Annotated in this window: 9 protein-coding genes and 2 riboswitches; of the genes, 6 read left to right on the top strand and 3 right to left on the bottom strand. The window is 47.2% G+C overall.

Annotated features, from left to right (window positions below):
* The first annotated feature begins 51 nt into the window (after positions 1 to 51).
* The 3 genes from GCU48_RS12955 to GCU48_RS12945 all read left to right on the top strand — a co-directional run bounded on the left by GCU48_RS12955 (position 52) and on the right by GCU48_RS12945 (position 4,115).
* Positions 52 to 1,773, top strand: coding sequence for a copper resistance CopC/CopD family protein (locus GCU48_RS12955; protein ID WP_152380257.1), 1,722 nt, complete (start codon positions 52 to 54; stop codon positions 1,771 to 1,773).
* A gap of 32 nt (positions 1,774 to 1,805) precedes the next feature.
* Entirely contained in the window at positions 1,806 to 2,555 is a 750-nt protein-coding gene (locus GCU48_RS12950; RefSeq protein WP_152380256.1) for a YcnI family copper-binding membrane protein, read from the top strand.
* Between the two features lie 312 nt (positions 2,556 to 2,867).
* A complete protein-coding gene (locus GCU48_RS12945; RefSeq protein WP_152380255.1) occupies positions 2,868 to 4,115 on the top strand; it encodes a stalk domain-containing protein in 1,248 nt (415 codons plus the stop codon).
* 76 nt (positions 4,116 to 4,191) lie between these two features.
* Here the strand turns inward: GCU48_RS12945 and GCU48_RS12940 are convergent, their stop codons facing one another.
* Entirely contained in the window at positions 4,192 to 4,575 is a 384-nt protein-coding gene (locus tag GCU48_RS12940; protein WP_152380254.1) for a winged helix-turn-helix transcriptional regulator, read from the bottom strand.
* A gap of 185 nt (positions 4,576 to 4,760) precedes the next feature.
* Here GCU48_RS12940 and GCU48_RS12935 point away from each other — a divergent pair, with 185 nt between their 5' ends.
* Complete coding sequence (locus tag GCU48_RS12935; protein ID WP_152380253.1) at positions 4,761 to 5,435, top strand: NAD(P)H-dependent oxidoreductase; 675 nt, start codon at positions 4,761 to 4,763, stop codon at positions 5,433 to 5,435.
* Between the two features lie 201 nt (positions 5,436 to 5,636).
* A complete protein-coding gene (locus tag GCU48_RS12930; RefSeq protein WP_152380252.1) occupies positions 5,637 to 6,788 on the top strand; it encodes a response regulator in 1,152 nt (383 codons plus the stop codon).
* Between the two features lie 97 nt (positions 6,789 to 6,885).
* Here the strand turns inward: GCU48_RS12930 and GCU48_RS12925 are convergent, their stop codons facing one another.
* Positions 6,886 to 9,957, bottom strand: a complete 3,072-nt coding sequence (locus GCU48_RS12925) for a hybrid sensor histidine kinase/response regulator (RefSeq protein WP_152380251.1) — start codon at positions 9,955 to 9,957, stop codon at positions 6,886 to 6,888.
* Positions 9,958 to 10,115: 158 nt separating this feature from the next.
* Positions 10,116 to 11,372: a DUF445 domain-containing protein gene (locus GCU48_RS12920; RefSeq protein WP_152380250.1), complete on the bottom strand. Its 1,257-nt coding sequence runs from the start codon at positions 11,370 to 11,372 to the stop codon at positions 10,116 to 10,118.
* A gap of 586 nt (positions 11,373 to 11,958) precedes the next feature.
* Between GCU48_RS12920 and GCU48_RS12915 the strand changes: the two genes are divergently transcribed.
* The gene (locus GCU48_RS12915) at positions 11,959 to 12,834 is read left to right on the top strand and encodes an AraC family transcriptional regulator (RefSeq protein ID WP_152380249.1); all 876 of its coding nucleotides are present in this window, start codon (positions 11,959 to 11,961) and stop codon (positions 12,832 to 12,834) included.
* Positions 12,835 to 12,942: 108 nt separating this feature from the next.
* A riboswitch (cyclic di-GMP riboswitch) is annotated at positions 12,943 to 13,021 on the top strand.
* Between the two features lie 39 nt (positions 13,022 to 13,060).
* Positions 13,061 to 13,142: riboswitch (cyclic di-GMP riboswitch) on the top strand.
* Positions 13,143 to 13,144: the final 2 nt, after the last annotated feature.

Raw genomic sequence — 13,144 nt, 5'->3', positions numbered from 1 at the left:
AAATGAGGATATCCTCGCTTCAAGTAATCGAGAGAAGGTGACTTCACAAGCATGTTGTACCTGTCCAGGCCAGCTCGTATGGCTTGTCTTCTATTGCTGTGCCTACCACTTCTTATCCTGTTTCCTCGCTCATCATGGGCTCATGCATTTGTCGTTGAATCCAGTCCGACCGAAAATCAGGTTTTGGACAAGTCGCCTTCACAGGTGAGCATCACCTTCAATGAGGATTTGCAGCCTGCCTTTATGTCGATCAAGGTGACCGATGAAACAGGCAAGCGAGTCGATACAGGACAAGCACAGCTCAACCCGGAACATAAGGCCACCATGGAAATCAAACTGATTCCGGGGATGAAGGGTGGAATTTACACCGTCAATTGGAGAGCATTGTCCGCGGACGGACATCCGATTAATGGGGTCATTCCCTTTCAAGTCGGTAGCGGCTCCAATGCGTATACCAACCCAGCTGCCACGCCTGAAGGCTCAGCAGCATCACGACCCGACTTAATCGCTGTCCGGTGGTTCCTTTACATAGGAATATCGCTGCTTTTTGGAGCGCTTTGCTTCCGTTTGTTCATCTTGCCGAGCTTAAGCCAAGGCAATAGCAAGGAAGCAAGGACACCGCAGGAGCTTGATCAACGCTCCTTTGCCACATTACCCCGCTGGCCCGTGCTGCTATGGAGCGGCTACGCCATAACATCTGCCGCCATTTTGATCAGTCTGCCGCTTCAGGCCTCTTGGGATGCGGGGGTTTCCATCGGGCAGGGCTTTACATTCTCGATCCTGGGAGAAGCGCTCCAGTTTACAGGGGCAGGACAAGTCTGGTTCGTCCAGATGGTTCTCGTACTGCTGCTGAGTGTAACGCTGATTTACGCGCTGGATCACAGCATTTCCATTCGTCAGCGCCGTCTGTGGGGCTACAGCTCTGTCATCCTGACGCTGAGCGTCATGCTGTCCAAGGCCTTTGTCGGCCACCCGGCAGCGGCTACCCATCCGGCTCCGGCCATCGCCGCGGACTTTGTCCACCTGGCGGCGTCAGCCTTTTGGATCGGCTCACTTGCCGTCATGACCGTGTGCCTGCCTGTTGCCGGCTCGGAGCTGCCCGTGTCGGAGCGGGCAGCTCTGCGACAAGCAGCTCTGCGTCGCTTCGCCGGCTGGGGCATTGCTATGGTGGCAGCGCTGCTCGCCACCGGTATCTATGGAGCCGTGCTGTACGTACCGGCTCCCTCCTTGCTGCTGAACACGTCCTATGGACTCGTTCTGCTCGGGAAAGCAGCGCTGCTGCTGGTCATGCTGGCCTTCGCGGCCAGCCAATTCCGCAGCGCACGACAAGCGGCGGCGACCCGGCGGGCCGCCGTGGGGTTACGAGCCGAGCTGTCCGTCGGCCTGCTCGTGCTGCTGTTGGCTGCGCTGCTCACCCATCTGTCCCCTGGTCAGGCACCCGCTGTACCGTTCGAGGAGACACACACTACAGGCGAGTATAACGTCAGGCTGGGAGTCAGCCCCAATGCTGTGGGCAGCAATGAATTTAAGGTGACTATTCAGGATAGCAAAGGGAATGCGGTTTCAGGAATTCAGCAGGTTTCATTGACGCTCGTTCCGGCAGACCCTGACAAAGCTCGGCAGGAATTTGTTCTCCCCGTGAAGCAGCAGCCCTTCCGCAGTCAGGAATTGATAACTGCCGAAGGAACATGGGTGGTCAAAGTACACGCCCTGACGGCATCTCTGGATGCGGTTGATGCCTACTTTACGCTGCACGTAGGCGGGAAAAAATAATCAATTTATTGCTTTAAAGGAGCGAAATAAATATGAATACAACGATTCAATCGGTGAAATCCAGATTTTCCAGGTTTGCGGCGTCAGCGGGCTTGATTGCAGCAGGCGCCTTGCTTTTTGCAGGTATGGCCAGTGCACACGTGACGGTAAAGCCTTCCGTTTCGCAGCCCAATGCGTGGGAAACCTACACGCTGAAGGTACCCGTGGAGAAAAACATCCCCACCACCAAAGTTGCTTTGAAAATTCCGAAAGAGGTCGTTTTTAAACAATACGAGCCCATACCGGATTGGAAGGTAGCTACTGAAAAGGACAGCTCCGGTAAAGTAACCACCGTGACCTGGACAACGGAAAAAGACGGTATTCAAGCAGGACAATACCAGCGCTTCAGCTTTGTAGCACAAAATGCAAACCAGAATACCGAAGCATCTTGGGACGCCTTCCAGTATTATAGTGACGGAAGCATTGTGGAATGGACAGGCGACGAAGAAAGCAGCACACCTCATTCCATTACCAAAATAACGACAGAGGCTATATCCGAAACCCCTGCCCATGCCACAGACAGCGGGCACGATTCGGCTGGCACCGCAGCAGGCCATGCGAGCACAGACACGACCAAAGAAAGCAGTAGCCCTGCACCCGCTTCGAGCCCTGCTACGGAAGCTGCGTCTACCGCTACAGCTCCAGCCAGCCCGGCTGTACAAACGACCGCTCTCATCCTCTCGATTATTGCAGTCGTGCTTGGTGCAGCAGCTGTCGGCATTGCACTCAAGCCCCGCAAGTAATCTAAATTGTTCTGATTACTATAGATACACAGTGGCTTGCTCCTCCACTGAACGGATTTGACCGCCTAGAAAATACGCACCTCTGAGCACGCTCAACAAAAACAATCATTGAATGGCTTAACAGCTGTCAATGGTTGTTTTTTTATATGGGTACACCAACCAAAAAACATAATACCCACGCTAAGATATACTCGGGTTCATCTCATCCTACATTTCACATTCACCTATCTATCATTTTTTTGGTAAAATGGTAGAAACCTCACGATTCTAGCATAATAGCTTTGCAATCTATTGAGCATAGGAGATCATAGGATGAAAATCGTAAATAAGGCTCTGTTATCTAGCGCTATTTTTCTGAGTACAGCAGCGGGCATCTATAGCCCCTTGGCTCAGGCGGAGGCGGGCAAGGTCAGCATTGTGCTGGACGGATACCCGTTACCGTTCCCCGTACAGCCCGCAATGATGAACGGAACGACCATGGTTCCTTTTCGTGCTATATCTGAGGCTCTGGGCATTACAGTAAAATGGGATCAGGCTAGCCAAAGCATCACCGCTACCAAATCACAAGGCTCTGTAACCAAGCAGGTGGTTCTGAAAATGGACAGCCGCAATGCCACAGTGGACGGGCAAACGGTGCAACTAACAGCTGCACCCCAAACCGTACACGGGAGCACGATGATCCCGTTAGGATTTTTCGGGCAGCAATTCGGGGCCGCGGTGAACTGGAATCAGGCAACACGGACCGTCTCTATTACATCGCCACGTGAGGCCATGTATACGGTAGGCTTCTATGCGCTATCTTCTTTTGACCAGCGATCCAAGATACCTAATTTTAACGCAGTAGCCTTCGGCTGGAGCCGAATTGATACGAACGGGCAGTTTACGACAACTGGCAAAGAATACAAATGGCCTCAAGCCGCTGGAACCGTAACACCGGATTCTATTGTACAGGAGGCAGACAGCCAGGGGACGTCCCCTTATCTGATGGTCTATTCCGGTGACGGTAATCACGAGTTGACCAAGGTTTTGGAAAATGCTCAGCTTCAAGAACAGGCCATTCCCCAAATCGTCAGCACTGCCACCGATAAGCAGTTTAAGGGCATCACGCTTGATCTGGAGGGTCTGGGCTGGAGCGGTGATAAAGCCAAAGCGCGTTCAGACTACAACGCTTTTATTCAAAAGCTGTCTGCCAAAGCGCATCAGGCTGGACTCAAGCTCACCGTCGTTCTGCATCCGCTGAACAGCTCTTACGCTGGCTATGATTACAAGACGCTGGGCAATCTGGCGGACGATCTGATCATTATGGCTTATGATTATGGTCAAAAGGCGACGCCTGAGCCTTTGGACAAAGTAGACGAAGCCATAAAGCTGGCCTTGAAGGAAACCTCGCGGGACAAGCTGATTTTGGGGATTTCGATGGGTAGCGAAAAAGACAGCACTGTTAACGCCAAGGTCGGCCTAGCCAAACGTTATGACCTTAAAGGCATCGCCATCTGGCGGCTGGGCATCATTGGAGAAACGGCTTGGACGAAAATGAACGAGGCCATCGAGTTTAAATAACCCTGCTCTTACTGCGCCCGCTAACGATCTCGTGCATCTTGGATGAAATCGTCAGCGGGCTTTCCTTATGCCCACCTTAACAAAAATGCTTTCCCGAATCGGATGTTGTCGCCGCAGGCTCGCGATTCTGCTCCCCATAAAAGATACCCCAGTCTCTCATAAAATCCAGCAACGGCCTTAATGTATCCCCCAACGGGGTAAGCGAGTATTCTACATGTGGTGGATTCTCGTTATAAATTTGACGATGTACAATGCCGTCCCGTTCCAACTCACGCAACTGCAAGGTCAGCATCCGCTGTGTAATATTGGGCAAGGTTCGCCGAATTTCGTTGTAACGCCGTGGTCCGGTGGTCAAATGATATAGAATCACTCCCTTCCATTTACCGCCTATAACCCCTACAGTTTTCGCCACTGGACATCCAAAATTCACGCTAACTCCATTTTCCATTTTTTGTGTCATCTTTCCCCTTCTTTCTGCAGGATATAGATCCATAGCCCCAGATTGGTGACAAGGAACAAATATGTGCGTACTTGTTCCCTCAAGAAACTTTCTATATGATGACTATATATTCGCTATCAGCTCTCATTATATTAGCAGAAAATATATGAAGCACCAACTAAATCCAACTGGAGGGAATACGTTTTATGTCCAATACATCCGCTAAAAAACAGGAGATTCTGGATGCTTTTCTGTTCCGACACGCCACGAAGGAATTCGATCCTGATCGCATCATACCGAATGAGGATTTTCAATTCATTCTTGAAACCGGTCGGCTTTCCCCAAGCTCCGTCGGTTTTGAACCGTGGCAGTTTGTGGTTGTACAAAATCAAGCTTTAAGACAAAAGCTGGCTGCGGTGTCCAGCGGGGGACAAAAGCAGATTCCTGCGGCCAGCCATGTCGTCCTCATTTTGGCGCGTAAGGATGTACGATATGATTCTCCTTACGTGGAGTATATGTATAAAGAGGTAAAAGGCATGTCCGAGGAAGAATTTGCTTCGCTACCGGGACGCTACAAAATTTTTCAGGGTGAAAATCAACGTCTGCTGGAAAACGAGCGTACGTTATTCGACTGGGCTTCCAAGCAGACCTATATCGCCTTGGGCAATATGATGACGGCGGCAGCTCAGATCGGCATTGATTCATGCCCGATTGAGGGCTTTAACTACGATCAGGTGCACGCCATTCTGGAGGAAGAAGGACTGCTGGAGGACGGACGACTGGATATTTCGGTCATTGCCGCCTTCGGTTATCGCGCTCATGAGCCTAAGCGGGAAAAATCCAGGCAGCCCCTGGAAAAGGTCACACGCTGGGTTCTGTAAATATACCTCCAATACTGTCAGTCAAGCTTAAGTATAGTAAACATCCTAACAGGCGGGCTTGCGATCATCCATCTTAACGGTGGCCCATCGCAGCCCGTCTTTTTATTTAAAATTTTTCTCTTCTACAACCTTTTGTTTATAGCCGCAGCCAAGTTATCCTATATAATAAGATGTATCTGCCTAAAAAGGAGTAAAGCACACGTGGAAAAATCAGAGAAATTGACAAGGATTGTTATTGTCGATGATGAAGAATTAGCTTTGGATTATATGAAGCGTCTGCTTGGCAAGTTACACGGCATACATATTGCAGGAGCTTTTACGAATCCGTTCGTGGCTAAGGACTATATTTTACTTGATGATATAGACATAGCCTTTTTGGATGTAAGACTTCCAGAGATCAGCGGAATTGAATTAGCAAGTCAAATTTTGGAGTACAAACCCCATATTCAGATTGTATTTGTTACGGCTTACGATAAGTACGCTATCCAGGCCTTCGAGCTTAATGCGCTGGATTATCTGCTCAAGCCGGTCACAACAGAACGTCTCATCAAAACCATGAATCGCATTCTGAAGCGTGAGGATCAAGCTGTCTCCATACCTTCGGATCAGCCTTCCCTTCTTCATTTACAGGTTTTTCAACATGTTGTCTTCACATTACCGGATCAGCAGCCCACTGTTCTTCAGTGGAGAACCAAAAAGACTCAGGAGTTGTTTTTGTACCTGCTCCAAAACCATGACCAATGGGTTCGCAAATCAGCCTTGATTGAATTACTATGGCCGGAATATGAAGAAGATAAGGCCTACTCTCTTTTATATACTGCCGCTTATTACATTAGAAAAACGATAGCGCCGTATCATTCCTTTTTAGATATTTCCAACACTAATGGCGGTTATATTTTGCATACGCAAAACGTGCTGTTAGATACAGAAAGATGGGAGTCCCTCCTGGCATCCGCTCCACAGATGAACAAGGAATCCATTCCCTATTATGCTAAAATGATGGAATTATACAAAGGGGACTATTTACAGGAATATGATTTTTGGTGGGTTGAAAGTGAACGCCAAAGACTGCATAAAATGTGGTTATCCACCTCATTAAAAATGGCAGAGTGGTATAGAGGGAACTCCCAGCCTGAAGAAGCGGTCTCAATTTATGAGGGCATCTGCAGTCGTCACCCCCAAGCAGAGGAAGCCTACTGGGGATTAATGAAAACCTATGCTGATATGAACAAAAATAGCCTAGTTAACAAGTGGTATGATTTGTTATCATCCGTCTTATGGGAAGAACTTCATGAGAAGCCCAATGAACAAATTACGAATTGGTTTATAGAGTGGCAAATGGCACATGCCTAATCTCACGGCTAGAGTCATTCTCGGGAACCCGTAGAACCTCATCAGAACCGGCACTTGCTTCGCCTCGTTCTGCATGAGGTCCTACGGGACAGAGATATTAAGTTTCTTGCCTTTGTATCCGGGGAACATGGAAGCTCACCGTTGTACCCTGATTGGGACGACTACTAATATACAGCCCCTTACCGAATACTTGCTTCAGACGTCGGTCCGTATTCCGTAACCCAATCCCGCTATGCTGTTCTTGCTGAGGATCCAGCAGACGATCCAGCTCCTCCTGACTCATACCCATACCGTCATCCATAATGGCTATTTCTGTGCCATCCTCCCGCTGCTGAATTCGAATGCACAATGTTCCTCCATCTATCCGATTCATGATACCATGCCTGATCGCATTTTCCGCAAGTGGCTGGATTGATAACGGCGGCAGAAGCAAGGACACCTGTTCGTCTACTTCCCATACAATATCTAATCTATTCCCAAAACGCTCCTTCTCTATATAAAGATAAGATCTCAGGAGTGAAAGCTCGTATTCCAGTGATACGACTCTATCAATATTTTGAGGATTGAAGCTTGATCTTAAATATTTGCCGAACTCTTCAATAAGCTCCACCATTCTGGCATGATCCACATGACTTAAGGATGCAATGGTATTCAAGGTGTTAAACAAAAAATGAGGTTTGATTTGCGCCTGTAACCATGCAGCCTCCATCCAAAGCTGTTCCCTTGCGGACTTTTTAACATCAGTCAAGGCACGGACCCTGGATTTCAATTCCATGGAATCTACAGGCTTCATAATATAATCGTTGGCCCCGGCAAGAAATCCCGTATATAAGTCCTCCTGCTGACTACGTGCCGTCAACAGCAGCACAGGCAGCTCGGAAATGCTAAAGTATTCCCTCACACGCCGAGTTAACTCATAACCCGACATTTGAGGCATCATGACATCCGCTATAATTAAATCCCATTCCCGCTGATCCAACCTATGCAGAGCCTCCTGGGCACTGGTTACAGTGACAAGATCATAAGACTCCGTTTCCGAGGCGAGAATGCCCTCTAACACCCTTAAATTAACCGGATCATCATCTACCGCGAGTATGGCCGACCGTGCAGAGCCTGCCGCAACCTGCATCACAGCTTCATTCTGCAAAGCTATAAAATCAGTATCTGCCGTTTCATCCATACGCACCTGCTCGTTATCTCGTAGTTCGTCGGGTACAGGTGAGGGGTCAAGCGGTAGCGTGAAAGAAAAGGTTGAGCCTTGCCCAAGTTCAGAGCATACACTCAGAGATCCCCCATGAAGCTCCACCAATTGCTTGCTAATGCTCAACCCTAGTCCTAGCCCATCCCCAATAACCGTTAAATGAGAATCTCCTTGTTCATATGGATAAAATATTCGCTTTTGCGTCTCCTCATCCATCCCAACGCCCGTGTCACGAACCTCAATACTGGCCATTTCACCTTGGATGTGTGCGTGAACAGAAATGGTCCCCTTAGCAGTATATTTGACCGCATTGTGAAGGAGATTGAACAGGATTTGGATTACCCGGTTTTCATCCGCTAATACATTTGGAAAATCAGCAGGGATGTTTACCACCATGTTTAGAGGTTTACCATCTGTCATGAATTGAAGCATATCCAGCACACCCGAGGCTACAGCCTGGGGCTTCAAGCTTCTTTTTTCCAGAAGAATATCTTTCTCACGCAGACGTGTAACATCCAGCAAATCATTCAATAATAAGGACATACGACGACCGACCGTAACGAGCAATTGCATGTTTCTCTTGCTGGGCTCGTCCAGGGCGCCATTCTGATTCTCCAGCACGGTCTGTGCTATATTAATCATCCCATGCAGAGGATTTCGCAGCTCATGAGAGGTGTTGGCCAAAAATTCATTTTTCACCTGATCAGCGCGCTGCAGTCTCACCGTCAACCTTCTCAGCTCGGTATTCGTATTAAAAAACCGTTGGAACCAATAGGACGCAAACGCCACGAAGGCCAGCACTATATCCCAAGGGTAATAGGGGAGGTCATTCGTTTTGAACACGCCCCACAGTATGCTGGAAGCAATGCTAAGGGATGCGAGCAACAGAAAAATAGCCTCTTTTTGCCCTCTGAATGTTCTAAGAAAAGTAAACGTTGGAACCGTAACACATAGGGTAATGCCTGAAAATGCGATAAGAGCCAACAAAAATGCATAAAGGTTGGATGTAGATGCAAATAAAACCGTAACCGCAAAACAACAGTGGCCTATAAAAACAATCTGAATGATGCGGGATCGAACCAACAGAGACTGCGCCAGCTTCAGTACACACATACCTATTCCTATATAGGAAAGTATGGTTATTTTTAACGAAAGACTCAAATTGATGGGGAACCAGTCTATTAAAAGCTTGTCATCGTCTGTCAGGATGGATAATACCGTGCAGACTACAATTCCCGCAAAATACAGAAGCGCCTTCTTTTGTGGATTCATAAAAAATATAACGATTACATATATCCCGTGAAGCAGCAAAATAATACACACCATGATTTGCATCGAGATCGCGAAGTTGGTTCGGCTATTCACAGCCTCCGCGCTTCCGAAAATGATAGGCTTCACAATTCCTCCGCTGGAAGGAAAATCATAATTGGATACTTGAATGACAATCTCTATGGCCTTTCTGTTCGTATCAAACATAGCAGTGAACGGAACGGTCGATCCTGTATGCTGTTCGACCTTGTTAGAGACCTGTCCACTATGACTAACTAAACGGCCGTTCACAAATATGTTGGATGCCGTACTAATCCTCCCGATCCGAAGTCCATATAAAGTATCCTCCAACCTGTCATTCAAAATAAGCAGCCGATAGGTTCCAACCCCATATGCCTTATGATCCACGGGAGATACCGACTCACTCCATAATCCGGGTACCTGAATGGTCTGGCGCTGCTTCTGCATAAATAAGGATTCCAGTTCAGCAGGAGAAGATAAAGCTCCAGGATAAAACTCCCACTCTCCATTTAATGGTAGGGTCTTCATCTCCTGCAAATCCAGGCCCCTCAGATCCAGAATTCCCGCCTTGGCCCGGGGATAATCCTGATTGTGGTAATAATCAAACCACAGCAAACGCAGGCCGATAATTACGATCAGGAATGACAGCGTAATAAAAAAAAATCTCCGCTTGCTCATCCACTTGTCATCCGGTACCATACATCAACACCACTCTGCCGGGCTCTCATTTGAACCAGCAACATTGGCAGCAGCATTGGATAGTAACAATCCTCATAGCTTCACAACCCTTATCTACACAATTTTCACTTATTGTTCCTTTGCACAGATTGTCCGTGCTATTCAAGCAACATACGAACCCCGGTAAGCACAATTCCAATCAGAAAACCTGTAAGCGCACCGTTAATCCGTATCCACTGTAAATCCTGCCCCAGCTTGTCCTCCATTAAAGCAATCAGTGAAGCTTCATCCATTTTATTCACATTTTCACGGACCAGACCACCAATTTGGCTGTGGTTTGCTTCCACTACTCCGGTAACACTTGCCACGATCCACGAATTGATCTTGTCCAGCAGCTCCGTATTTTCCCATAAATCAGACAGCATTTGATCCATTAAAGGTACAATGTATGCCGTTACATAACTGGTGTCCTCCATATAATCCAGCAGATGACGGCGCAGCTCTTCGAGCTTCCCTGATACAACTGCATCACCTTCCCAGGAATCAATAAAGGTATTTTTCCAATGATTCAGCCCCTCCCTGACCGTATCTTTGGCTGCCAGACGGATCAACTGTGTGTTGATACCATCCAGGACGGCCTGACGGTGCGGATGTCCTTCATTTTGAAGCTCCGCTACGCGGTCCAGCAAAAAGTGACGAATCATCTCGCCCATACGCTCCTCATTCAAATAGCCCAGGAAGGCGTTCAGGGCAAACTGCATGAGTCCACTGACCTGCAAGCCGCTAACGGCCTGCATCCCCAGGGTACCAAGCATAACCCCGGTGTCTGCCCGCAGCAGCCAGGACTCCGTCTGCTCCAGCGCATAATCCAACGCTTGTTGGTTATACTTCCGCTCCCCAGCTTGCCGGGCGAGGGCCTCTAGCAACGGCCCCATATCGAATTCAGTCGCCTGCCGCTTAATCCCGGCCGCGATCACCGGGGCCAGCTCCGCCAGCGGAAGCGAGCGGACAAGTCGCTTGGCAAGGACATCTATGAAAGTAACCGCTTCAGGCGTGCGTATTCCTTTTTCCACGCTTTTCAGCACCAGCTCGGCCAGCCGAATATCGGCAATTTTAGATGCAATACTTTCTTTATGAAGTAAATTGTTTTCGACCGTGTTAACCAAGGCATCGGTCAGCTTTCCTCGATTTTTGGGGAGAAGCGCTGTATGTGGAATCGGAATGCCCAGCGGATGACGGAATAACGCGGTTACGGCAAACCAGTCTGCCAATCCTCCAACCAGTCCGGCCTCAAAAGATCCAGCCAAAAGACGGGCCCAGCCAAATTGTTGAAAAGGTAACGTAGCAGCAAAGCCCGCTCCCATCATAACAAGTGACCAAGCTGCTGCGGTTTTCGTTTTTTTTGTTTTTCCCATCCTGTGATCCTCCAAACTAACTGTCGAATATATATCATTAGATCTATATTACCCATCATATCACTGCCTGTACGAATTCCAAAAGCTTGCCACACTCTATTTTCGACAAATCGTGTGTGAAATTCTGAATTTGCGCTATTTACATAAATGGCGTTCACATACCTACACCTCTTCATACATGTTCGTGAACAGGAACACAACATTGGAGCCAAATCTATTTTCTAACAAAGTGAGCCCTACGAATCATTTTGTCGAAATATAGTCCCATTTTTTCTAAGATCGAAAGGATATATGCCCCTAAAGTGGAATTGCAGGATTAGGATGCATTCGTCATAAAGACCAACTATTTTCAACTCTCACCCTTCATTCTATCCATTTAACGATTAAATTCTGGAGAAACTTGTCCCTTTTCACACAGATACCAACTGGTTAAATTTCTAAGCAATTGTGCAATCTCTATTGTACATGAACATACTTTAATGTGATAAAATAACCTTTGTAAATGGGAACTCCGGTTTTAAAAGGGTATTCGTAAAACAAACTTCAATTATCTTACTAAAATTGTTCTTTTGTAAAGGAATTGGATATGACAACAAAACAAAAAAATGCCCAGGGTCTCTGGAGCGAAGATCCAGTTGCAATTGTATGTACACCCTCTGCCTTCGCTAAAAAATCCCTCTTTTATATACAGGAAATAGGCTATTTCAAAACAGATGCTTTTGCAATGGAACGGGAAAAGCTCTCCTCATTTTTGCTCCTTTTTACCCTATCCGGGAGAGGGGAATTGCAATACCGGGACAAGGAATATATATTGAGGCCTTATGACATGCTTTTTATTAATTGCGGAGAATATGTACAGTACAAAACTTCCTGTCAGGAGACATGGGAGTTTATTAGTATTAATCTGCACGGCAATCTGATTGACAATTTCTACGAACAATTTGACAAGCACAATAAGCCTGTAATCTCATTAAAGGACCCAGGTGTGGTATTGGACAAGCTGCGTACATTATTACATGTACAGTCTGAAAGAAGCATATCCTCTGAACTGCTCTCATCCAAGCTAATCGTTGAATTGTTAACGGTTATTTTACAGCACCCCTACACCAATCCCAACGCGAATTCAGATGGAATTGCAGAGGTGCGCAAGGTAAAGCAATATCTGGATCAATCCTATTGTGAACGGATCACGCTGGATTCACTGGCAGACATGTTTAGACTGAACAAGTTTAACCTGGCTAAAAACTTTAAAAAACAGACTGGCTTTTCTCCTATTGAATATCTTATTAATGTTCGTGTCACGGCTGCTCAGGGCTGGCTTAAAACCAGTGATGTATCTATTGTTGACATCGCACAATATGTGGGCATTCCCAACACAAGTCATTTTATCAATCTGTTCAAAGAGCACATTGGAGAAACGCCTCATTCCTACCGCAAAAAATGGGGAAATCGTATAAAATAGGCCTTGTGTATAATCTGCAGGCTTGGTTTGTCGATAAATAGCGGAAATTTGAGATTTAAACTTGCCTAATAGAGTACCTAACTGATAGAATAAGGAATATAAGCTATTCAGGATAAATGGCAAACTTGTCGAAAGGCAAGGACGCAAAGCTACAGGGCCTTCTGTATGATGGCAGCCAGCTACCGGTTGAAGTGGCTTTTTGTCGTGCCTTTTTACCCGAAAACTTTATACGAAATGGCAAACCTGTCGAAAGGCAGGGACGCAAAGCTATAGGGCCTTCTATTTATGATGGCAGCCTGGCCACCGAAAG

The sequence above is a fragment of the Paenibacillus brasilensis genome, assembly GCF_009363115.1.
Classification (GTDB): domain Bacteria; phylum Bacillota; class Bacilli; order Paenibacillales; family Paenibacillaceae; genus Paenibacillus; species Paenibacillus brasilensis.
The sequence above is the reverse complement of the archived record's forward strand: the minus strand, read 5'-3'. Positions and strand labels throughout refer to the sequence as shown.